Annotated in this window: 18 protein-coding genes; 6 read left to right on the top strand and 12 right to left on the bottom strand. The window is 32.9% G+C overall.

The window, feature by feature from the left end; genetic code table 11:
• Positions 1-20: 20 nt before the first annotated feature.
• From E9099_RS08935 to E9099_RS08920, 4 genes are all read right to left on the bottom strand, one after another.
• Positions 21-599 carry a PhnA domain-containing protein gene (locus tag E9099_RS08935; protein ID WP_136583308.1) on the bottom strand — a complete coding sequence of 193 codons (579 nt, stop codon included), beginning with the start codon at positions 597-599 and terminating at the stop codon, positions 21-23.
• Positions 600-663: 64 nt separating this feature from the next.
• Entirely contained in the window at positions 664-1,665 is a 1,002-nt protein-coding gene (locus E9099_RS08930) for a type I phosphomannose isomerase catalytic subunit (protein WP_136583307.1), read from the bottom strand.
• A 10-nt stretch (positions 1,666-1,675) separates the two neighbouring features.
• The gene (locus E9099_RS08925) at positions 1,676-2,173 is read right to left on the bottom strand and encodes a family 2 glycosyl transferase (protein ID WP_136583306.1); all 498 of its coding nucleotides are present in this window, start codon (positions 2,171-2,173) and stop codon (positions 1,676-1,678) included.
• A 48-nt stretch (positions 2,174-2,221) separates the two neighbouring features.
• Positions 2,222-3,385: a response regulator gene (locus tag E9099_RS08920; RefSeq protein ID WP_136583305.1), complete on the bottom strand. Its 1,164-nt coding sequence runs from the start codon at positions 3,383-3,385 to the stop codon at positions 2,222-2,224.
• 274 nt (positions 3,386-3,659) lie between these two features.
• Here E9099_RS08920 and E9099_RS08915 point away from each other — a divergent pair, with 274 nt between their 5' ends.
• The 3 genes from E9099_RS08915 to E9099_RS08905 are packed head-to-tail and all read left to right on the top strand — an operon-like array spanning position 3,660 to position 9,474.
• Positions 3,660-6,749: a hypothetical protein gene (locus tag E9099_RS08915; protein ID WP_136583304.1), complete on the top strand. Its 3,090-nt coding sequence runs from the start codon at positions 3,660-3,662 to the stop codon at positions 6,747-6,749.
• Positions 6,749-7,966, top strand: coding sequence for a hypothetical protein (locus tag E9099_RS08910; RefSeq protein WP_136583303.1), 1,218 nt, complete (start codon positions 6,749-6,751; stop codon positions 7,964-7,966). The genes E9099_RS08915 and E9099_RS08910 overlap by 1 nt, the downstream gene beginning before the upstream one ends.
• Positions 7,960-9,474 (top strand): glycoside hydrolase family 2 TIM barrel-domain containing protein, encoded by a 1,515-nt coding sequence (locus E9099_RS08905; RefSeq protein WP_136583302.1) that lies wholly within the window; start codon positions 7,960-7,962, stop codon positions 9,472-9,474. Before E9099_RS08910 ends, E9099_RS08905 begins: the two co-directional genes overlap by 7 nt.
• Positions 9,475-9,725: 251 nt before the next feature.
• Here the strand turns inward: E9099_RS08905 and E9099_RS08900 are convergent, their stop codons facing one another.
• The 3 genes from E9099_RS08900 to E9099_RS08890 form a co-directional block, all read right to left on the bottom strand.
• Positions 9,726-10,922 carry a glycosyltransferase gene (locus E9099_RS08900; RefSeq protein WP_136583301.1) on the bottom strand — a complete coding sequence of 399 codons (1,197 nt, stop codon included), beginning with the start codon at positions 10,920-10,922 and terminating at the stop codon, positions 9,726-9,728.
• Positions 10,923-11,383: 461 nt separating this feature from the next.
• Positions 11,384-12,628 (bottom strand): oligosaccharide flippase family protein, encoded by a 1,245-nt coding sequence (locus E9099_RS08895; RefSeq protein WP_136583300.1) that lies wholly within the window; start codon positions 12,626-12,628, stop codon positions 11,384-11,386.
• Positions 12,629-12,654: 26 nt separating this feature from the next.
• Positions 12,655-12,933, bottom strand: coding sequence for an STAS domain-containing protein (locus E9099_RS08890; RefSeq protein ID WP_136583299.1), 279 nt, complete (start codon positions 12,931-12,933; stop codon positions 12,655-12,657).
• Between the two features lie 152 nt (positions 12,934-13,085).
• Here E9099_RS08890 and E9099_RS08885 point away from each other — a divergent pair, with 152 nt between their 5' ends.
• Positions 13,086-15,146, top strand: a complete 2,061-nt coding sequence (locus E9099_RS08885) for a tetratricopeptide repeat protein (protein WP_136583298.1) — start codon at positions 13,086-13,088, stop codon at positions 15,144-15,146.
• Positions 15,147-15,229: 83 nt separating this feature from the next.
• Here the strand turns inward: E9099_RS08885 and E9099_RS08880 are convergent, their stop codons facing one another.
• The 3 genes from E9099_RS08880 to E9099_RS08870 form a co-directional block, all read right to left on the bottom strand.
• Entirely contained in the window at positions 15,230-15,958 is a 729-nt protein-coding gene (locus E9099_RS08880; RefSeq protein ID WP_136583297.1) for a thioredoxin family protein, read from the bottom strand.
• A gap of 6 nt (positions 15,959-15,964) precedes the next feature.
• On the bottom strand, positions 15,965-16,528 hold the full coding sequence (locus E9099_RS08875) for a TlpA family protein disulfide reductase (protein WP_240788980.1): 564 nt from the start codon (positions 16,526-16,528) through the stop codon (positions 15,965-15,967).
• Between the two features lie 216 nt (positions 16,529-16,744).
• Entirely contained in the window at positions 16,745-18,028 is a 1,284-nt protein-coding gene (locus E9099_RS08870; protein ID WP_136583296.1) for an APC family permease, read from the bottom strand.
• Positions 18,029-18,376: 348 nt separating this feature from the next.
• Here E9099_RS08870 and E9099_RS08865 point away from each other — a divergent pair, with 348 nt between their 5' ends.
• The gene (locus E9099_RS08865) at positions 18,377-19,891 is read left to right on the top strand and encodes a sensor histidine kinase (RefSeq protein ID WP_136583295.1); all 1,515 of its coding nucleotides are present in this window, start codon (positions 18,377-18,379) and stop codon (positions 19,889-19,891) included.
• Positions 19,878-20,282, top strand: a complete 405-nt coding sequence (locus tag E9099_RS08860) for a response regulator (protein WP_136583294.1) — start codon at positions 19,878-19,880, stop codon at positions 20,280-20,282. Before E9099_RS08865 ends, E9099_RS08860 begins: the two co-directional genes overlap by 14 nt.
• Positions 20,283-20,447: 165 nt before the next feature.
• On the opposite strand, the gene E9099_RS08855 is transcribed toward E9099_RS08860, so the two are convergent.
• A complete protein-coding gene (locus tag E9099_RS08855) occupies positions 20,448-23,051 on the bottom strand; it encodes a T9SS type A sorting domain-containing protein (RefSeq protein ID WP_136583293.1) in 2,604 nt (867 codons plus the stop codon).
• A gap of 124 nt (positions 23,052-23,175) precedes the next feature.
• Complete coding sequence (locus E9099_RS08850; RefSeq protein ID WP_136583292.1) at positions 23,176-23,673, bottom strand: CAP domain-containing protein; 498 nt, start codon at positions 23,671-23,673, stop codon at positions 23,176-23,178.
• Positions 23,674-23,687 lie beyond the last annotated feature (14 nt).

Raw genomic sequence — 23,687 nt, 5'->3', positions numbered from 1 at the left:
TTTATATGTTGTCATTAAGATTATAGTTTCTTAACGTATTCTGTAATAATAACGGTTAGTGTTGGTCCCACTTTACCTTCAATATAAGTTGCATTTTCGCGGTCCAATCTAATATTTCTAACTGCTGTACCTTGTTTAGCAACTTGACTAGATCCTTTTATTTTAAGATCTTTAACTAAAACAACACTATCTCCAGTTTCTAAAATAACACCATTTACATCTCTATGTATAATTTTATCTGCTTCGTCTTTATGCTCGTCCGTTAATCTAGCGATTGCTAAATTATCTTCATCCAAGTACATCATGTCTAACAAATCTTTAGGCCAACCTTCGCTTCTTAAACGTTGTAACATTCTCCAAGCCATAATCTGAACAGCAACGTGTTCTGACCACATACTATCGTTTAAACACCTCCAATGGTTTACATCCATCTCTGTGTTTTTTTCGATTTGATCATAACAATTTCCACACACTAATACGCAAGTATCTACGGTTTCTGTTAATGATGGCGGAATATTATATTGTCTAGTATCTGTTGGAGAAGTACACAACTCGCAAGTTGTGTTACTTCTTTCTTGTAACATTTGAAGTACGCTCATTATAAGTTTTTTTTGATGCCAACAAATATAGCAAAAGCTTTGTGTTTTGGCACCAAAATAAGGACTAAGATGCTTGTTGTAAGTTTTGTGTTAAGTGACTACCTACAAATACTTCTAATAATTTTGCGCCGTCTGAGTTAAAGTTAACTTCTTTTACGTTGGCTGGAATTAAAATAGTTTCCCCCATTTTTACAGTCTCAGTATGTAGGCCTGCAGTAATATCTACCCGACCTTCTACACACATAAAAATAATAAACGAATCAATGTGAGAGTAATCCTTTACTTGATGATTTGTAATATCTAAAATATTGGTCGTAAAATAGTCGCAATTCACTAAACTGGCACTAGTGTTAGGTTGTAAAGCGTATTCTGCTTTACCATTAGAGTCAAATTGTTTTGTTGCTTGTTCTGCTAACTTGGTATGCAATTCTCTTTTCTGTCCAGAATCATCTGTTCTGTCCCAATCATACACACGGTAGGTAATATCTGAAGTTTGCTGAATTTCAGCAGCTAAAACACCTGCACCAATCGCATGAATTTTTCCTGCTGGAATAAAAAAACTATCTCCTTTTGTAACTTGCTCTCTGTTAAAAATCGCATCTACATTATCTGCATTAATATGATTTAAAAGCTCTGGATCCGTTGTTTTATCTTTTAAACCTAATACAATATCGGCATTAGCATCACTATCCATTATATACCACATTTCTGTCTTTCCAAAACTATCATGGTGCTTTTTAGCCATTTTATTATCGGGATGTACTTGTACTGACAAATCAGTTTTAGCATCCAAAAATTTAATTAATAGCGGAAAATTACAACCAAAATTCTCAAAGTTTTCTGCTCCTAAAAGATCTGCTTTATGTGTTGCTATTAATTCTTTTAAATTAGCACCTTTATAATCACCATTACTAACTTCTGAAATATTTCCATTAACATCAGAAATCTCCCAGCTCTCACCAACATTATCTTTATCTGTAGCTTTCCCTAAAAGTTGTCCTAGTTTGTTACCGCCCCAGATTTTCTCTTTTAATATTGGATTAAATTTTATTGGATAGACTTTCATAATGACTGATTTATAGTTTACTTAAATACTGACTGTGCACAAATTTATTTTTGACATTCACTTTTTTCAAATACTCTACTACTGAAAATAAACTTTGAAATAATGTTAACTTAATACCACGATCTTTTAAGTTTTGTGTGTTATAATCTTCAATAACCTCATGGTTTTCGTTAATTGCTTTTACTAAACCATTTAATCCTTGGTATTTAATATTCAACAAATTGGTACAGACATATCCTAAATGTTTTAAATTAAATTGATTAAACATAAATCTAGCGCCTGCTCTTACTGCTGACACATCCGATTTAAATTTTCTGATATCTACTATTGATACATTGGGTAATCTAGCGTCTTTAATATCTTGTAAAGCCAAAAGCGTATTGTCCTTACTTGCATTATTAACTAAACAAAACTGAATGTCTTTGGACTCTCTAAGCTGATTAGTAAATACGGCTGTGTCTATATCTTTCTCATTGTTATGAAAGATTATTATGATACCTGTTTTCATGATTTGGGGATTTAGAAAGTTTGGTAATTAAGTTACTTGTAATTAATGTTATGCGGCTTTTTTAGTGTTTTGCTTTTTGTTTCTGTAAACCCAAGCAATCTGTCCTAATTGCCCAACAATTTTTACTGAATCTTTCATAGATAATTTAGAACCATCAGCATGAATCCATCTTTTTAATGGTTGTTCACAAAGCATAGCTTTAGCTTCTTTTAGTCCGAAATGAATACTCATTCTTTTAAAAATCTCTACATCAAAAATCCATTGAGTTATAAATTTTTCGCCAAAAGCGATATCGATAACATCTTTACGGAAAATTTTGGCACCACATTGCGTGTCTTTAAAATCCATTTTTAAAATCTTTCTGATTATAAAATTAATGGTTAGACTAATTATTTTTCTTGCAGATTCTTTTGTAATGTCAGCTCCCATTCTTGAGATTCTAGACCCGCTTACAATTTTAAACTCTGAAGTTTCTATCGTTTTAACTAGATCGTCAAAATCGGCTAAATCCGTAGATAAATCAGCATCTAAAAAACCGATATAATCTAAATCCTCTTTTTTAGCCATGTGTAACATTCCTAAACGTACTGCTTCTGCTTTCCCTCCATTTTTCTCACAGTCATACACGGTAATAAAGTCTTCTCTTCCTTTTTTTAATTGATTTAAAACTTCTAACGTTTTATCTTTACTACCATCATTTACAAAACATAAATGATAACCCGAATTTTTATCAATATAGCTAGTAAACTCATCACTTAACAAACGCTCTTCTTCATTATAACAAGGTATAACAACACCTACGCAACGCTCTTGAATCATCACATTACTTGTAGACACAGCAGCTTGCCCTTCAGGAACACCAATCAATCGTTTTACACGTGCGCTAATTTCGTTTAAGCTTAATGGCTTTTTCATGTAGTCATTAATTCCTAAATCAAAACCTTCCGTAATAGTTTCATCTTTTGTATCTCCACTCAGTACCATTATTGGTATTTGAGAGTTTTTAGTAATTCTAATATGCTTTACAACTTCTAATCCAGAAACACCTGGCATATTAATATCTACAATAACTAAATCAGGTTTAAAGGATTCGTATAATTCTAATCCTTTAGCGGCATCAGTTTCAATTTTTACTTCATAACCTAATTCGGCTAATCTTTTTTGTAATGGAAGTAGAACTAGTTGTTGGTCGTCGATGGCTAAAACTCTCATATTGGGGCGGTTTGTTTATTATTGATGGTACAAAAATACTAGGAAAGGTATTTTTAAAAACGCATTTTAGTTTAACCTATAACTAAGTGTCGACGAATGGTCGTTTGCTATAGACAATTAAAAATGCAAGCACTATTATATTTATTTATCTTTACCATATTGCTATGGCTTAGGCTTTAAAAAAATATCTTTATCTAGCATTATCTACTAAATATAATATATTATTTTAAACATAACACCTAGCTTTCAGTAAATTACACAAAAAAAAAAACCATTGAAAGAAACCTCAAATAAATTTTTAATATCAGCTATTCTCTTAGGATTGGCATTTCATGGTAGTGCCATCTTTTTTACTTTGGAAACCACCTATGATGCGTTGATACACTTGTTTTTTGCCGATCATTATGCCAATAGTTGGTTTGAGCCTTGGAATTACGAATGGTATACTGGTTTTACGGTACAAAGCTACCCGCCTTTAGTACATCAAACTATAGGCTTATTCTCTCTAGTTGGTGGTTTAAAATTCGGAATGTTTAGTGTTGCCTTAATTGCTATTGTACTATTTATTACTGGAGCCTATCGTTTTTCTTTAATGATGACTGGAAACAAAACGGTGGCAGGATACGCGACAGCTTTGGCTGTCTTTTCATCATCTTTTGTAGAAACCCTTCATATTTTTGGACAATTACCAAGCATTATTGGCGTTTCTGTGTTAATGCACGCCTTGCCAGAAATTTATTTATGGTTAAAAACTGGTAAGCTCTGGTATTTAGCGACGTCTTTATCTTTAATAGCCGTCACAGTAACTTCTCATCACGTCACGCCTATTTTCGGGATGATCTTTTTTATATTTCCACTTATAGGAATGGTAATTATGGACGTGTCTAGGGAGCAAGTCAATACCATGAAAGAAGTGACCTTTAAAATATTTTTAAATAGCTTTTTCAAATTATTTAAACGCATTGTTAGTTTTGGAATGTTGTCTTTGGTACTTATTGTGGGCTGTATTTTCCCCTATTGGCTAAACTCTAAAGCCAACCCAATTACACAAGTCCCTATTCCGCATGGGTCCCGTGATAATTTTTTAGAAATCACATCTTCTGGATTGGTATTCTTTTTAATTCCTTGGGGTGTTCTATTGGTTGTATTACCTTATATTTTTTATAGATATTATAGTAAACGTTATTTGTTTTTTGGTTTATCCATAACCATTTGTACCATTTTAGGAACTGGTGGAACAACGCCAGTGCCATTAAAAATGCTAGGCGAAACTGCTTTTAATATTTTAACTTTAGATAGATTTACCCTTTGGGCGTCTATCTTATCCATACCCATGTTAGGCGAATTTGCTTATCGTTTTGTGGAAGGTGATTTAAAGACATTGATACAATCTAAATTTGGCGCCATTTACCATCGTATAATTGGAGGTATATTGGCAGGATTATTTGTGTTTATGGTCGTTTTCACAATGAGTTTAAACTACTTTAGACCATCGCAACCACAGAAAATAAAGATGTTACCAATTGTAAACTTCTTAAATCAAGATGATCATGACAAATGGCGATTTTTAACGCTCGGTTTTGGTGATCAAATGGCCTGGCTTAGTGCGCAAACGGATGCCATGACTGTCGACGGAAACTATCATTCTGCTAGACGATTGCCCGAATTAACGACTAGACCAATCGAGCGTTTAGAGAATTCTAAATTCAAAGGTGTTGCTGGTATTGGCTCGTTACAGCAGTTTTTAACGACTCCCGAAAAATATAATCTTAAGTATATATTTTCCAACGATAAATTCTACGATCCCATTCTTTATTTTTGTGGTTGGCAACGCTTACGACAATTAGAAAATGGCATCATGGTTTGGGAACGCCTCAATATCCCTCCAGTATCGGCCATTTTACCAAAAGAAGATGTTGCCAAGTGGCTTAAAATTATGTGGGGAATCATTCCTTTTTTAACCGTTTTAGTTGCTTTTGTCTTAAACATACAAATGCTTTGGGTCAACATGTTAAAAACGCGCATCAAGCCTCAACCTGATTTTTTAAAATATAAAACAGCGTATACTAAATTTCCAAGACTTGTTTTATTCATCACTCATATTTGGTCTATTATACTGGCTATAGTATTGTTTTATGGTATTTATTTATTCTACCTGAAAAATGATTCGCAACGCAGTCCAGAAAATGCTATTATAGCCTATTATGATGCTTTAGATTTTAAGGAATTTGAAAAAGCACATAGTTTAATCGACCCTGAAAACACCTTGCCTATTGCGCAGTATATGTTAGAGATTTCAGTCACCGACGGTCTACTAAGTAGTTATGCAAAAATGGATGCTATTGAAACCGAAATCACTAAACACAACGACAGCACTGTCTCTGCGAAAGTGACGAGTCAATGGATTACACCTTTAGAAAAAATTGAAAAAATTGATTATAAATCATTGTCTAGGCGCAAAGGAAAATGGTATTTACAGCCTGACGACTTAAATAACGACCTACCACCAGACCAGCTATATTCTGCTAATGCAACAAAATACTTTAATCAAGGTCGCAGACGTATCACAACAGAACAAACGCATCATGAAGATATTTTAAAACAACCCGTTTTAGAAGTCCTTTCAGCCAAACTAGTACACTATGATGGTAGTTATGCTATTATTGGAGAAGTCCAGAATATAGACAATGTCCCTGCAGATGTTATTTTAAAAGGTACATTATATAACGACGACAATAAACAACTAGCAACCTATAACGCAAAGTACCATGTCAAACATAAATTAATGCCTAAGGAATCTAGTAGCTTCCGGATTAATTTTGAAGGCATTGCTTGGTCTAGAACACAAGATTCTATTCCTGACACGTTTAATCCAGATGAATTTACTCCTATTGAATTTGAAGAACAACCGACAAAATTCAATTTACAAGTTGCTGGTAATGTTTCTGGTTCTGATTTATATAAAAGCGTAGTATTGAGCGCCATTAACGTTAAAAATAAAACCATAAATGGAAATCTTTTTAATAGTGGTATCCAAGAAATTACAATACCTCAGCTATTAATTACATATTATGATGAAAACAAAATAATGGTATGGGTAGATCATCTATTTGTAAAAGAAGGCGTGAGACAGCAACGTAAACAAGATTTTAAATATCAAATACTAAAAGACGGTAGTGTCAAAATTATTAACGACAACATGACAAATATTTTTGTAAACGGTTTACCAAATGAAGACATTGCGAGTAAAATAGTACCTAACAGAATTGAAAACCATGGTGATGCGCAATTACAAAAAATTGACCACCCTGATTTTAGTTATATTAAAATAGAGATTAACACATACATAGGAAGCCCAAATTAATGCAGCTTAAACATACATATTTAGCCCTTTTAAGTTTGATTTTTTTATCATCCTTTGCTGTTGTGCAACAAAGTGATACTGTAAATACAATTGTATTAATAACCACACAAACCAATTACCAAGCAGGCAATCCAATTGTATTAAAATTTACAACATCTACAGCTAAAAAACCTTTATTGTATTGTTCTAACAGCTACGGTTCCACCTTAGTGTCTGCAATTTTAAAAAACAACACTTTACACTATAATATCCCTGAAAATATTACTAGAAAAAGAGGTATTAATACTTGGAAACTCTTAGATAAAAATACACGTCTTTCAGGAACTTTTACTATTCACCCGAATACCGAAGTGGCTAGCATGGAAACCTATATTGGCCCGCCTAGCATTGAAGCTGGAGGAACAGATTATACCATGCTGGTTGTAATTCCGACAGATTCCTTAGACAATCCATTAGCCGAAAACACATTAATAAACGCAAAGCACCAATTTTTAGCTTCCGAAGAAAATGATGTTATTTTTACTAAATATTTAATGTCGTACAAAAATATAAACTCAAAAAGAGAAAGTGGGCGCATGTTAGTCTCTTCAGAGTGCTTAGGGATTAATTCTAAAGAATTCACGATAAACGTGACGGCTGCCATACCTACAGATTTTAAAATTTCAGCTGTACGGCCTCATGATTACGCCGATGGAAACCAAGTGACCACATTTTCTACTTCAGTATTAAAAGACAAGCAAAACAATGTGGTTAGTGATGGTACATTTGTCACCTTTTTTATCACGAATGACAAAGGAAATATTTTAAAAACGACAGGAACAACTATTGAAGGCGTTGCACAAGCTAAGATGATACATCCTGATTATGGTGACCGTTGGAATATTAAAGCTTATGTTGACGGCATGTCAGATAGCAATACCATATCACTTAAATACAAACAAGTTATTGAAGACTTCGAGGTTGCTTTTACTAATAAAAACAGAACAATAACTGTCGGCCCTTTACAAAGTTTTATGAAACAAATGATTCCCGATGGCTTACAGGTTAGTCTTCAGATTTATAAAGACGGTTCGCTTTTAGACACTATTATAAAAACATCATTTAATGGGTACGTCAATTTCAACTTAAAGCCAGCTATTTATGCTACTGGTCATTATAATTTTCGCATTAAAACCGCTGGAAAATCAAAAGAATTCAACACAATTAAACTATGGTAGGTCTTAATAAAAACATACTACGTACCATATTAATCATCTCATATATTATGATTGTAGCCTTAATTATTTCTGGTATTAGTGCGTTGTTTAGTTATCTAAATACGGGAGCAGATCGAAGTAAAATGCTACATACAGAAATTAGGAAAGTAGAACAATACATCCCTAAAGTAACTTGGGAACCTTTACAAAATGAAGGAAGAGCAATGGATAATCAAACACTTAATGCTCTACAAAATGATTATCTAGATGCTTGGTACGTGAAACAAGTCGCTTACAGAACTAATAAAACTGCGGGTATTAAAGATTACTATACAGACAGTGCTAGAAAAAATATCATTGATTTTATAGCTTTAAATAAAGCAGACACCATTAGTCTTGAAGCGACAACGCTAAACCATAAACCTACTTTAGAGTTTTTTAGTGAAGATGGACAATTAGCAGTGATTACAGATCGTGATGTTGTCGAATATAAACGTGTTTTTAAAAATGAAGCATTAGTTTTAGAAACCACAGAAACTTCTACCTATAAAATGGTGTTTTTATTAGAAGATGGTTTTTGGCGTATTAGACATCTAGTAAAAGAAATGAGTACCCCTTTTGTAGTTGAAGCAAACAAAATCAATACGGATAGCTTAACACTTAAAGGTATTAACTACTATCCAAAAGCAACGCCTTGGGACATGTTTGGAGATGCTTTTTCTAAAGACACAATCAGTAATGACTTTAAAATAATAAAAGCTGCTGGATTAAATTCTGTACGATTATTTGTGCAATATGATGATTTTGGCAAAGCAGAAGTCAACCCGTTAAAGTTGGAAAAACTAAAACAAACCTTAGATGCTGCAGAAGAGAACAACCTAAAAGTGGTCTTAACATTATTTGATTTTTATGGCGATTACTCAGTGATGAATTGGACATTAAACCAACATCACGCAAAAAAAATAGTCTCTACTTTTAAAGATCACAACGCTATTATAGCTTGGGATATTAAAAACGAACCCAACTTAGATTTTGATTCTAGAGGAGAAGACTTAGTAGTCTCTTGGTTAGACAATATGATAGATGCAGTAAAATCTGTTGACTCGATTCACCCAGTAACTATTGGATGGTCAAATACACAAAGTGCAACTATTTTAAAAGATAAAGTTGATTTTGTATCGTTTCATTACTATGAAGATTTAAGCGCTTTAGACACCGCTATAAAAACCATGCGTAAAGACATTCCGAATAAAAAACTAGTGTTACAAGAATTTGGAATCTCCTCTTATTCTGGGTTCTGGAAACCTTTTGGTAGCTCTGAAGAAGATCAAGCTAATTATCACAAAAAAATCCAAGAGATCATCGCGTCTAATAATCTGCAATTCATGTCTTGGACACTATACGATTTTGTTGATGTGCCTAAGGCAGTTGTAGGTAGTCGACCTTGGCGTCGTAATACCCAAAAACATTTTGGGTTTATTGACAAAAACGGGGCAAAAAAGGCGTCATTTAAATACATTACGAATTAATGTATTGGGCTTGACGCGCTGTCATTCAGAGCAATTTAAAAGAGTCTTAACTTAAAGTAGGCGTTAAAGTTTAAACAGAATCCTCCATCATTAGCAATGCTAAATACCAGAAATTAAAATATACTTTTTAGTTTCAGTAGCGTCTGAATGACATATAGTAAGCGTATTAATGCTTGGGGCAAAAAAGGCTTCATTTATTATTTTATTCGATAGTAGTAGGTTCTATCACAATAGCTTTTCTAATAGTGCTATTAGCTATTATTTTTTCGTTTTTTTTTGATGATTGCATTAAATTGATTCAAATACATATCCGCAATCTTTTCCATTGGGTAAGCAGTTGCTGCTTCATAATTTGCTTTCCCTAAAGCTATTCTGTGTGTATCATTGGTAACGATAGCTTCAATTGCTGTCGCTAAACTCTCCACAGATGTTGGTTCAAAAAAATCACCTTGATACCCTTCATCTTTTACTAATAAAGCAAGGTCTCCTAAATCGGGCATAACCACTGCTTTTCCATAACTTCCTGCCTGGTGCAATACACCTGAGCTTCCTGTTGTAGAAGTATATGGAAATACAACTACTGCACTTTCCTGAAACAAGGTTGGCACCTCATACTCTTCTACATAACCCGTAAAACGTACTTGCGAAACATGCTTATAGTCGTCTTGTACTTTTGCTAAATAGCCAGGCACATTGGGATTGTCCGTTCCTGCAATAACAACTTCAAGGTCTAGCCCTGTGGATGCTCTTACTTTCTCAACCGCTTCAATCATAGATTCTACTTTTTTATACGTTCCAAACTTACCAAAAGTCATCACTTGTAAAGGCCCTTCAGGCAAGTTATATCCTGGTTTTTCTTCAGAAATTTCAAATGTGCCATGCGGAATTAACATCACATTATCTACTTTATATTTTTTCTCCAAAATAGCAACATACTTTTGCATGGTTACTGCAACTGTATCTGCTTGTAAAATTAATCGCGTTAAACTAGTCCCTATAAAACCATAGACTTTTTGCATGATTTTACTAGATGTAAATCCTGCTGATCCTAAATCGACTTCTTCCAATATATTATGCAATAACACGATATTAGGTATCTTTTTCAACTTACAAACCAGTGGTAACATTAACCCTAAAGCTGCTGCAATTTTTTTGTCTCCAAACTTCATAAATTGTAAATTGAATAATACAGCATCTGGTTTTGTACTATTAATCGCTTTAGTCACGTTTATAATATTTGTGTAGCTATTAAATGCCCAACATTCTTTTACTGTAATTTTACAGCCCTTTTCTGTAAACGCAATATCTTTAGCCCCCTCTGTTTTGTCTGTTAGTAAAACTATTTCAGTAACATTTTCTTTTTGTCTAAAATGTTTTACTAAGTGATAAGCATACTCATTTAAGGTTACTTTACTTGGAGGATATGCGGTTACAATGGCTAGTTTCATGGAGACTTTGTTATTACTTATTGATTAAATCTTGCTACATTCAGTTAGGTAAAATCTTTTAAATTCTGAATGCTTTGTTTTATGAATTTTAATATATTATTTCTTAATTACACTACAAATTTGCGTTATTAAAGTCATTAATAAGGATGAGCTTAGATAGTTTACCTATTACTGTAGACGAATGGTAAGAAAGTATAGATTTCCATTTACACAAAACGCTAATCATACTGTTATTCAATATAATAAACATATTTTTAAATATGTATATCCTGTTCAATAAATTATTTGAATTAGTAACCTTTACTATATGGCCTCTTCCCTAAATTCCGAATAACATACTAATCATCATTCCCATATACCCTTACAATCTCAAACTTCATCAACCAGAAAAAGCTGTAGTTTTAAACCACAACATTTTTCCTTGTTTATTTATAATAAGACTAATTAATATAAATTTATTTTTACTTTTTTAATTTAGAATCAAACATAAAAAAGACCAATTGTATTACTAACAATAAAACCATTGCTATAATTTGCATATGTACTACTTGTTCTAAACTCTCATGAAAAAAGATAACTAATCCCATTTGAAGCGTTCCAAAAACACCTGAAATAACGACAGGAATATATCTGTCCAACGATAAATAATAGTAAGCAAAGATGTTAGAAATAGCAAACAAGCCAGTAGCCAGAGCGTACTTCCATAATAAAGGCGCCATTGCTAAATAACTATCACCAAATAATAATGTTATGGCCGTTCTAGGAAACAACGCGCAACCAATAACAATTGTCGTTGCTATTGCAGCAATATAACCCACGTATTTAAATAATATTGGTGCTGTGGCTTTACCTTCTTTTTTAAGCTGAACCACTGTTGGCAATAACAACATGACAAACATCCAAGCCACAAAATATACTATACGACCAATCAAAGCTAGTGACGCATATAATCCTGCGTCGTAAGAGTCAAAGTAATGTTTAACCAGCAAGATATCACTATTGTTAATTATTATCTGTGTTAGCTCGTAAAATGCTGTTATAACAAAAAAGCTTTTAACTTGTTTGGATTGACTAGCTTCAACTGCAATAGTCTTTTTAAAATTTAAATTTTTGAATTTAAAAGGCACTAAACCAAAACCAAAAGAAATTAAAATCCCAACTGCAATAACTACGGAAGATTGCATATCAAGTAAAAAGATTAAACCTAAAGTGATTACTAATCGGCTTAACATTTCGGCTTGATAAGTAATGGATAATGATTTAAATTCTTTTTTACCCTGAAAAACACCCCTATTCACACTCATTAAAAAATAGATAGGCACTCCAATTCCAAATATGGTAAACATCGCAGAAGACGAGGTGTTAAATACCGATTGTAACTGTTTGGCAAAAACAATAATTAAAGCACCAAAGCCTAAACCAACAATCGTGGCATTTTTATAAATTGTAGCAACAAAATTGGTAAACGTTTCATTTTCAAAAATCACAGAAAATTTGGCCGTTACTAATTGAAACGTCATCGCCACAAAAGATAACACCAATAAAAAGGTAATTAGTACTGCTGCATCCGCAAATTGAGCAGGACCTAAAACACGTCCTAAAATAAGATTGTACAAATAATTCCCCCCATTGACTGCTAAAACGCTTAGCATAAACACTTGTTCTGGAGTTACTTTTTTGGTTTTTAAAAGAGATAAAAAAGACATCTTATAGGTTGGTTTGGGGTTACTAATTAAGCTACATTAGGATACTGAAATGCTTCGTAGATTGCTTCACTTCTGTTTCCTTCTACAAAAAACATCATGTTATTTTTTACACCATTGACATACATTGCTTTTAATATTTGCATTGCAGAGTCGTCAATATCTTTTACCTTATCGATATTTAAAGTTACATTTTTAAAAGCATTTAAAATAAAATTAAAATGAGATTTAAAATTATTTACAGTTTCAGTATTTAATGTTCCTTCTAAAGTAATTGTATTATCTTGTTGTGTAATTCTAAGTGCCATAAGTGTTATATTTAAATTATTAGTGTCTGATTTCTGACACAAAGATGCAACACAACTCCCTCAAATTCAGATGTATTTCGACGAGCGGACCATTGGTGTAGATGAATGAATGGATATGAATGACTAACTTGCAAGTGAATTAAAACATGAACATGAAACTCAAATTTTTCACCCTACTTACCCTACTATTAACTGTTGCTTTTAGTCATGCTCAAGACATGCAAGAAGGCTTTACCTATTTAGAGACGGGTAAGTACGCTAAAGCGGAAACATTTTTCAGTACGATATTAAAAGAGTATCCAGACAATAAGACCGCTAGACTATGTTATGGTCGTGCTATTGGGTTAAACGGAAAACCAGAAGATGCTAACACCCTTTTTACAAATCTATTAGCAGATTACCCAACGGATTTTGAGGTGAAGTTAAATTATGGCGAATCGTTATTATGGAATAGTAATTTTCCAAAAGCAAAAACCTACTTTAAAAGTTTAATAGACGAAGACCCAAAAAGTTTTCCTGCCTTATTAAGTTATGCCAATACCCTATCCAATTTAAAGGAGTATCAAGAGGCCCTAAAATATGTCGATAAAGCTTTAGACGTTTTACCAGGAAATCCAAATGCATTAACCTCTAAAAAATACATGTATTTAGGCTATGCTTACCAAAAGCAACAAGCACAACAGTATGATGAAGCAGAAATATTACTTAAAAAAAACCTAGCATTGTTTAATAACGACAAAGACACCTTATTAAACTTAGCTAACTTATATTTAATTGCAAACAGATTAGACGATGCCCAAGCAACCTATGCTATTTTAGCTGAAAAACCTGAAAATAAAATCACTGCATTAAATGGTTCTGCTTTAGTATCTCACTTAAACGGAAAAGAAAAAGAGGCCTTACATTTAAGCCAACAAGCTTATGATAGTTTAGAGACTTCAACAGATCCAACATTAATACAACAAACCACAGAGCGTTACGCACAAGCTTTAATTTGGAATAAAAAATATAAAACGGCAGATACGCTTATCGCGAAATTAATAGAAACTAAACCTAATGATAATTGGGTCTTAGCTTTACGTGCGACCCTTAATATTTATAAAAGTGATTTTAAAAAGAGTGTTACAGACTATGACCAAATTTTGGTTAATGATAGCACATCGTTTGATGGTAACTTAGGAAATGCAAACGCGCTAAAAGCTTTAGGAAAATATGATGCGGCTTATACCTCTGCAGAAAACACCTTAAAATTTTACGACAACCAAAAGGATGCATCCAATTTTATAAAAAACCTCAACACAACCTTTACACCAACTTACGAAGGCAAAACATCATACACCTTTGATAATGGAGACAACGAAGCTTTTGCTTTTAATAACAATTTAGAGTTTCCGTTTTCAACAAAATTCAAACTTTTAGGAAGTTATAACTACAGAAGCACCAATAACCCGGTAACTAATAATGAAGCAACATCGCATGACGTTAACTTTGGTCTTTCTTATCAACTACTTCCAAACGCAACTTTTAAAGGTACTGCAGGACTAACCTCTGCAAAGGCAACCACTAATGACTACACACAACTATTAACAGATCTTTCTTTTAATATCAAACCGTTTAAACTGCAAGATTTAACCGTTGGTTATAAACGTGAATTACAAAGTTTTAATGCCGAGTTATTAGATCGTGAAATTGTACAGAATAACTTTTATGCCAACTACAGCTTAAACACCAATTTTAATGTTGGTTGGTTTACACAGTACTTTTACACTAGTCAGAGTGATAAAAACGCAAGAAACCTTTTATTTACCTCATTATATTATAACATCTTACCAAAACCGTCACTCAAAGCTGGTATCAACTACCAATACATTACATTTAAAAATCAAGTCCCAACCATTTATTTTTCTCCTGAGACCTTCAATGCTGCAGAGGTATTTGCAAACATTATTAAAGATGAAGCCATTACAAAACCTAAAGAATGGTTTTATGAGTTAACGGCTGCCACAGGATTACAATATATAGATGACGATAGTAGCCAAAGCACCTACAGAATACAAGGAAAATTAGGTTACAAATTCTCGGAACGTTGCTTAGCTAACTTATTTACAACCCGTAGTAATATTGCATCTGCAACCGCTGCAGGTTTTACTTTTAACGAAATTGGTCTACGTTTTAAATGGCTGCTATTTGAGATGCCTGTTTTTAGAGACTAAATCTAATAACGCTTAAAATAAAACATAAAAAAAACACAAGCCTTACGCTTGTGTTTTTTAAAATAAAGGATAGTGCTATTAAATTATCCTCTACTTGCTTTTACTGGACATCCTATTGCCTTTGTTAAAGTAACCGCTGGTTTTTCTCCGGCTTCTAATGCTTTAATCGCGTCTTCAACATATTTAACTTTTACATCCTCCGGTGATTTAGAATTATCATCAATTGCACCAATATATTGGACTTTACGATCTTTATCCAATACAAATACGTGCGGTGTTCTTACGGCTCCGTATTGTGGATATATTTTTTGTCCTTCATCAACTAAGTATGCAAACGGAAATCCTTTTTCTTTAGCTCTGGCTTGCATGGCTGCATAACCTTCTTTTTCGTTTTCAGGGCTATTTGGATTGATTGCTATTACAGCATAACCTTGTGGTGCGTATGTATTGTGCAATGCAATTAAACGGTCTTCATATAATTTTGCAAAAGGACACTCGTTACAAGTAAAAGTTACAATATATCCTTTAGCATTTTCTATACTTGCTAAAGACACCATCTTACCATCCACATTTTTAAGATTAAAATCGGTTGCTACTTCTCCAATTTTGTACCCTCCAATTTCTTCTAAAGTCTTTGTTTGTTCTGGACCGCCTCCTTTTGGAGGACCTTTTCTATCACCGCCATGTGGTGGTCCTTTTCGGTCGCCATGCTCTAAAGCAGTCTCGTTTTTCTGACCCTCTTTATCCTTACAAGCTACAAGTACAATTGCGCACAGGGCAATCATAGATAATACTACAGTTATTCTTTTCATTTTAAATTAGTTATTAATTGTGTTATTTATTTCCGTTTCTAAATCTGATTCACTTTCAAACGAACGCTCAAAAAACGCACGTTTTGTATTATTAAAAATGATAGTATAAGGTATGGCACCTGACCAATTTGGATCTATTTTATTTATCCAAGTATTAGCATCGGGATCGTCTAAAATCACCACTTTATTAGTAATGCCTTTTTGCTTTAAAAATGGTTTTAGTTTGGTCTCAATATCTTTAGGAAAATCCATGCTTACTAATAACACCTCAACATCAGGATGTTTATCTGCATAAGCTTTTATGTATGGTAGTTCTTTAACACAAGGTGCGCACCACATGGCCCAGAAATTAACAATGTAAGTTTTGTTACTATCTGTATATAACAACGGTTCTAACTGATCAAAGTTGTAAACAAGGATCGTAGCGTTATTTGCAAAAACAACAGCATTACTCTTAGTATTGTTGCAGCTTACAAGTAAGAAGAATACAACCAACATCAAGAGTGGTCGTTGTAATTTTTGTTTTAAAAACAATGTATTTTCCAAAATTAATATCAGGATTAAAAGCATTAGACTTTTTAAATCTGAAAAGGTTTAATTTAGATAACTATTTATTCTAATAAAATAAAAATATTTCTGTCATTAACTTTATAAAACACTTAATACCTCAGTAGCCATATAAACAACAGACCATATCAATATTCAACTAAAAATAGATGCACTAAGATTCTGACAACAACGCGATTCTTGTCATTAAAAGCACAGCCAAGCATTTCTACTTAATTATTACTTTTTAAAGCCAATCGTTTTATACACCCACTCCATAACAAAACAAAACAAAATAATACCCAAAGCGACTAAAACACCAGTAATATTAGTTTCAAATTGCTGAACAATAAGTGTACAAAAAGCCAATAAACACAAAATACTAGCTATTAAATGAATACTTTTTTTAGACTCTAATTCTTGATACTTTTTAAATCCGATATAGTTAACTAGACAAAAAATCAACAAAAAACCAGCACTTCCGGCTGTCGAAATACTTTCAAGATTAAAGACATTAACCAATATAATGGACAAGATGGCTGTAATTAAATAGCCAATAGGTTTACCCCAAAAAATATGACAAAAATAACGCGGTAATTCTTGATCTTCAGCAATATCATAATTGACACGTCCGCTGCCTAAAATAGTCGCATTAATAGCCGAAAAAGTAGATATTAGCGCCGTAATAGTAATAATAGTAAATCCGATTTGCCCTAAAGTAGGCGCTGCAGCTTGTGCTAAAACATAGTCTTTAGCACTTGCTATTTTATCAAAAGGTAAAGACCCAACGGTAACTATGGCAATTAAAATATACAAAACCACTACAAAACCTACAGCTCCAAAATAGGCCTTTTCGGTATTTTTTTCGCGGTCTTTTAAGTCTGAAATAGAATTGGCTATTAGTTCAAAACCTTCATAAGCTACAAAAATCACCATTCCTCCAGAGAGTAATAAAAAAGGACTTTCCCAATTACTTGGTTGTAATTGATGTAAATTTTCTGGATGTAATGAAAATCCATAAAACCCAATGCCTATAAAGGCTATTAGTATCAACAACTTTACAATAACTGCAACAGACTCTATACGACCAACCAGACTGACACTTAAATAATTAATAGCCAACGCTATTATAATTATGGTCGTTTGACAAATACGTACATCGATAGCCCTGTCTTCTGTAATAGAAAATAACTCGGCAGCATAAGATCCAAATGCAGAAGCATATAAAGCTAACATCACAATATAACTTATCCAAAGTAGATTGTTTATTCCTCCGGCAAACACCCCATTTCCAAATTGTTGATGTACAAACCTAACGGTCCCTCCGTTTTCTGGAAATTTTCTAGATAATTTAGCATAAGAATAAGCCGTTAACAAGGCGATAATACCTGCAAATAAAAAAGCAACTGGTGTACCTCCTTTTGCCAACGACACAGCCAATCCAAGAACGGCGAAAATACCACCACCAACCATACCTCCGATACCAATGGAAATAGCATCTTTTAATGTTATTTGTTTACTCATTAATTTTGTATTTAAAACATAAAGGTAATCATAATAAAAAAACAATTTCAAGCCTTTTTTTTTCGAAACAACAATCAAAATTAGTAACAATAAGCTACAAACCGAACAATATTTATTTTTGTAATATAACACAACAATAACAACCTAAAACACTGACAAACTATAGATTCACTTTTAAAAACACACGATAAACAGAATAAAAATAACAAAAATCATGATTTTTTAGCTGACAATTATACTTTTAATCTATACTAAATACTATATTTGTAATCAACCAGTTATATTTTCGCTAAAATCAACAAAACCAACACTTTAAAGCCCTAACTTTTTAGTAATAACCTCCTAACCATGAAAGAACTTTACACCCAGTTATTTCAAAAACACAAGACCGAAAACAACACCACATTAACTTACATGGACTCTCTGCAAAGAGACATTGCTATTGGCTCTTGGGAAGTCAACCTTCAAGACAACACTGCTACTTGGAGCGCTATGACAAAAACCATTCATGAGGTAGAACAAGATTATCAACCCGACACCAAGGAGGGTATTAATTTTTTTTTAGAAGGTTACAACCGAGATTTAATAAATCTATTATTTACTCGCGCTGTTAATAATCAAGAACCTTACGACCATGAGTTTCAATTAAAAACAGCAAAAAACAATATCAAATGGGTCCGTATTGTTGCTTATCCTGTAATAGAGAATAATGCCACCAGAAAAGTGATTGGTGTTTTACAAGATATCACCGAAAAAAACAACACGCTTAACGAACTAAAATTAAAAGAAGAACTAATACGCACCACTTTCGATCATGCCCCAAACGCAATGGCTTTGGTTAGTTTATCAGGAAAAATAATAACATTAAATAAAAGTTTTTGTGATTACCTAGGCTACACAAAAGAAGAGCTTATTGACGTTAAAATAAACACACTATCTCACCCAGACGATATAGACCTTATTCCGAGCAATATTAAAAACCTAATAAATGGGGAATCCGATAAATTTCAATGCGAAAAACGCTATATCAAAAAAGATGGGGCGTTTATAAATTGCATCTTATCTATATCTATACTAAGAAACAAAAAAAACCAACCTGTTCATTTTATATCACATCTGATAGATATATCAAAACGAAAAGTGGCTTACAAAAAAGTAGAAACATTATTAGCAACTACAAAAAACCAAAATGAAAAGCTGTTAAACTTTGCCCATATTGTATCTCATAATTTACGATCTCATGCTGGTAACCTAGAAATGTTATTAGATATAATGAAAACCGACATGCCCGAATGCACAGAGAACGAGTTTTTTCCTTTAATACAAGAGGCCGTCACTAATTTAAGCGAAACTATTTCTAATTTAAACGAAGTTTCAATAATAAACTCTAAAAAACAAAAAAACTTAAAAAGCATCAATTTATTAAAATGCACCAATACTGCTTTAGCTAATTTTAAAGCTAAAATTATTGATACAAATGCTGAAATAAAAATCTCTATCGACAGTGCATTAAACGTTTTAGCGATTCCGGCTTACCTAGATAGTATTTTATTAAACCTAATATCTAATAGCATTAAATACAAAAGACCAGATGCCCATCCAGTAATTACTATAACTGCGAAAAAAATAGAAGGTTATATAAAAATCACCGTCGCAGATAATGGGCTTGGTATTAATTTAGATCTACATAAAAATAAAATTTTCGGATTATACAAAACCTTTCATAAACATAAAGAAGCAAGAGGCTTAGGTCTTTATATTACAAAAAATCAAATTGAAGCCATGCAGGGTACAATTGAAGTGGCGAGTAAAATAAATCAAGGCACAATATTTACAATATTCTTAAAAGATGACACACATTAATTCCACCTGCTTAATTGACGATGATCACATCTTTATTTATGCAGTAAAAAAAATACTTAAAACATCTGAGCTATGTGATGACTTTACCGTTTTTAACAATGGAGAAGATGCTATAAACGGATTAAAAAAAGCAATAACTGAAGGACAACATATTCCTGATTTAATCTTGCTAGATATTAATATGCCTATCATGGATGGCTGGCAATTTTTAGATGAATTTAAAAAACTAAAAACTTCAAAAAAAATAACACTATACATCGTCAGCTCTTCTGTCGACCCTGTAGACCTCAACAAAGCTAAAGAATACGAACAAATAACAGACTTTATAGTAAAACCGATAACAAGAAGCAACCTTATAAAAACGCTAGAACAAATAGATATAGCCCAATAATATTTGCACCCAATATGCTATACTAACCAATTCTTATCTCACTTATTTTTCTTCACAAAAAAGGGGCAAAAGATTGCGCTTTCACCCCTGTAGGGAACCAATTGTAAAATGCTATTATTAGTTCTTAGGCTCCTACACCATCAATCAAAAACTATAAAAAAAGCACTATTTAACTAGTAACTTTAAGGGATTATAGTGTGTTTGTGCACTTGATAACTTACAGATATATAAACCTGTACTTAAATTTTGTTTCTCTAATGCAATCTGATTTTTTCCAGGTTGCGCTGTTACAGTTGTATTGTATACCATCTTACCTAATTGGTTATAAATTGCTAACTGTACTGTTTCTGTATTATTAACTGTAAAATATAGATTTGCATTATCAATCATTGGATTTGGATAAATCGCTAAACTATTTGTACTTGCTTCGAAATTGGTAGTAGACAAGCTACTTTTATTAGAAAAGCGCACATTTTGCAAATTCATTTCTTTAGTCGTTGCTATACCGTCTTCACTTACAATAGTAAACACTATTGTTACAATATCGTCAGCAACTAACTCTGTACCTAATGCTGATGCAAAATCTGTAAATGGCATCTCAAACTCTTGAAGATCGCTTGTCAAAGCAATAGTTGCCTTGTACTGCTCTTCCCAATTAGTGATACTTTGTTTAACTAAAGTAATTTCTAAGCTACCAGTTCCTTTTGCTTGTAAATTAAAACTATCATAAGCTGTTAAATCCACAGCCTTAAAACGTGGTGTCAGCGCTCTGTAAGCAGCAAAATAACTACTTGTTGTTGCATTAAGCATTACGTTTCTTTCTACTGGAAAGTCTTGCTCATCAAAGGCTATTGTATTTTCTGTAACCTCATATGTATTAACTATTGTGCTCCCTTCAGAATCATCTACGCCCCAAGGACCATCAGACATAAATAAATCATCTGGTGTATTTACACCATCACCAATCCTAAATCCTACATCAAATAAATGCCCTGTTTGCACCGTTATATCTGTAATATAATTTTCATCTAAATCCAAGTTAGAAGATGTGTAATCAAAAGCACTAGTTTCAGTAACTCTAAATCCAGAATCAAAACTTACAGCATTAGTCGCATTAGTATTTATAATTTGCAAGTCTAATGCGCCATTATTGTACTTTCCTTTTCTAACAAAGACGGTTGGCGGTGTTGACAATTGATAATCAGAAATTGTTTTTTCTGTATCCAATAGATTTAATACTTCTTGAGCTAAACTATACAGATCATCCATCGAATCTGACCAAATCTGAAAATTATAAAACGTTACGTTTTCTTCATATAAGTCTAAATTCCAATGTGATTCTATTGCAAAATTAGCGTCATTATTTTCCACTTTGGCAGCTAAGCTTAATACATATTCAAAACTACCATCTGCATTTTTTATAATTGATTTAATAAATGCTTGGTCATTAATATCCATAGTTGATACTGAAATTAACTCAGCCCCTAATAATCTGTCACAAATATATTTAGTATGCTCATACACTCCATTTTCAGTTTTTAAAGCTAACACTGATGCTATTGAAGCACCATTCTGCATGTAATCTACAGAGTAAACCTCTGTTGCATTTGTAATATTTAATAAATCTAATGGTGTTGAGTCGATTGCATAATCCTCATTAATAGTTGTTAGCGGTACAAAATCTTGCAATTGAAAACTATTGTTTGCTGTCCTGTATGCTGTAGCACCTGTATCTCTTGAGACACGTTTTGCTGTTTTCTGATCAAAATTATAACTGTTCTTAGCCCGATTAAAATTACGTTTGTTAATCGCTTCCGATAGCCTACCATTACTTTCTAAGCCGCCATCATTAGCTGTTGTAGGCGCTGCAATAACAGCACAACTTCCAAAACCAGAACAAGACGGATCCTCACAATCAATTAAACCATCGCCGTCATCATCAATTCCATTATCACAAATCTCCTGTAATACGGGAGCTGTTGGACAACGTGCACCATCATTACTAGCACTTGAAGGTCCAAATGCAAATAAATTGGAGTCCATAGATGAGGTCGTCGTTACATTTTGCACATTTTGAATCGCATAAATAGTTCCTGTTTGGTTTGCTGACACATAAAAACGTCCGTCTGCATCAAAATAAACAGCACCATAAGTATAATTTAATCCTGATAAAATTGGCACTTCACCCAATGACTGAACCACACTAGTTATTGGGTCAATACGGTATAAAATATTCGAATTTTTTTCTACTGCATATAAATTACCATCCACTGCATTAAAAGCCCAATCATGGATACTAATATTTTGAGAAAGGTTTTCTGTAGATAAATACTGTGTGTATGTTGGTGAGTCTGGATTTAAATCAACTTTAAAGTAGCTTCTTCCTCCAGCTTTAAAATAATAAATCCCCTCTGGACTAATATCTCCAACATATTTATTACCTGATGATAATTCTGGAATAGTAAATGAAGTCGTTTGAAAATCGTCTCCTATTCGTACAATTGTTTGAGAAGGCGAACTTAAATAGCCCCAAATATAACCATCAGCAGCGTTATAAGCTGTTGCATTTATATTTCCTGGAGTAACATCACTTGCTACTAAATAAGAATTACCAGATGCCAAGTCAATTGCATACACATCATTGTATTGAAATAAGTACGCATTAACATCACAGTTAAAAGGCGTGTCTTGTGCTTGACTTGAAAAACCAAAAAGCAATATCGCAAGTAAGACTATTCGATGTTTTAAATAATGTAGTTTTGTTGACATGGGGTGGGGGTTTTAATTACAAGACAAATTTACTTTAGAAATGAGTTTTAAATTGACTTTTTCGATTAGCAAAATTTAAGTGTCGACGAATGGCAAAAAAGTATAGATTAGCTGATTTTCAACACTATAGACGCACAAATATATTAGTAAAATAATTGCGCCCTTCTGCATCTTTTTTAGTCGAAATCCCAAAATCAGTAACGTTTGGATTTTCTATATTTTCTCTATGTCCATCACTATTTAACCAGGCATTAACTAAAGCTTGCGCATTACTAAAACCATATCCTACATTCTCTGACACTGTTATTGCATTAACTGCATCTTTTAAGTTTTGAGATCTTACATAAAAATAATCATGACTTGATGCACCTTGATTAACCATATACTGGTTATGCGCAATAGCTTCCTTTGAAGCTTCATTTAAAATAGTTAACACCCTTAAATCTTTAGAAATTCTGTGGGCATTAATCAACTCCAATATCTCATAGTCTAGCTCAGTATATTCCACATTTACCACGCCTACTTTATATTCATTCGGAATCTCTATTTCATCCTCTTGAACAGAACAAGACATTAAAAACATATTTAATAAGACTGTTATGATAATAGCTAATTTTTTCATCGTGATTGGTTTAT

It is taken from the genome of Psychroserpens sp. NJDZ02 (genome assembly GCF_004843725.1).
Lineage (GTDB): Bacteria > Bacteroidota > Bacteroidia > Flavobacteriales > Flavobacteriaceae > Olleya.
Note: the sequence above shows the minus strand (reverse complement) of the source record. Positions and strands in the feature narration are given on the sequence as shown.

What these genes read in the sequence shown, in the direction of transcription:
- E9099_RS08935 (WP_136583308.1), bottom strand. Translation starts at nt 599, where the DNA reads ATGAGCGTACTTCAAATGTTACAAGAAAGAAGTAACACAACTTGCGAG.
- E9099_RS08930 (WP_136583307.1), bottom strand. Translation starts at nt 1,665, where the DNA reads ATGAAAGTCTATCCAATAAAATTTAATCCAATATTAAAAGAGAAAATC.
- E9099_RS08925 (WP_136583306.1), bottom strand. Translation starts at nt 2,173, where the DNA reads ATGAAAACAGGTATCATAATAATCTTTCATAACAATGAGAAAGATATA.
- E9099_RS08920 (WP_136583305.1), bottom strand. Translation starts at nt 3,385, where the DNA reads ATGAGAGTTTTAGCCATCGACGACCAACAACTAGTTCTACTTCCATTA.
- E9099_RS08910 (WP_136583303.1), top strand. Translation starts at nt 6,749, where the DNA reads ATGCAGCTTAAACATACATATTTAGCCCTTTTAAGTTTGATTTTTTTA.
- E9099_RS08905 (WP_136583302.1), top strand. Translation starts at nt 7,960, where the DNA reads ATGGTAGGTCTTAATAAAAACATACTACGTACCATATTAATCATCTCA.
- E9099_RS08900 (WP_136583301.1), bottom strand. Translation starts at nt 10,922, where the DNA reads ATGAAACTAGCCATTGTAACCGCATATCCTCCAAGTAAAGTAACCTTA.
- E9099_RS08895 (WP_136583300.1), bottom strand. Translation starts at nt 12,628, where the DNA reads ATGTCTTTTTTATCTCTTTTAAAAACCAAAAAAGTAACTCCAGAACAA.
- E9099_RS08890 (WP_136583299.1), bottom strand. Translation starts at nt 12,933, where the DNA reads ATGGCACTTAGAATTACACAACAAGATAATACAATTACTTTAGAAGGA.
- E9099_RS08885 (WP_136583298.1), top strand. Translation starts at nt 13,086, where the DNA reads ATGAAACTCAAATTTTTCACCCTACTTACCCTACTATTAACTGTTGCT.
- E9099_RS08880 (WP_136583297.1), bottom strand. Translation starts at nt 15,958, where the DNA reads ATGAAAAGAATAACTGTAGTATTATCTATGATTGCCCTGTGCGCAATT.
- E9099_RS08875 (WP_240788980.1), bottom strand. Translation starts at nt 16,528, where the DNA reads ATGCTTTTAATCCTGATATTAATTTTGGAAAATACATTGTTTTTAAAA.
- E9099_RS08870 (WP_136583296.1), bottom strand. Translation starts at nt 18,028, where the DNA reads ATGAGTAAACAAATAACATTAAAAGATGCTATTTCCATTGGTATCGGA.
- E9099_RS08865 (WP_136583295.1), top strand. Translation starts at nt 18,377, where the DNA reads ATGAAAGAACTTTACACCCAGTTATTTCAAAAACACAAGACCGAAAAC.
- E9099_RS08860 (WP_136583294.1), top strand. Translation starts at nt 19,878, where the DNA reads ATGACACACATTAATTCCACCTGCTTAATTGACGATGATCACATCTTT.
- E9099_RS08855 (WP_136583293.1), bottom strand. Translation starts at nt 23,051, where the DNA reads ATGTCAACAAAACTACATTATTTAAAACATCGAATAGTCTTACTTGCG.
- E9099_RS08850 (WP_136583292.1), bottom strand. Translation starts at nt 23,673, where the DNA reads ATGAAAAAATTAGCTATTATCATAACAGTCTTATTAAATATGTTTTTA.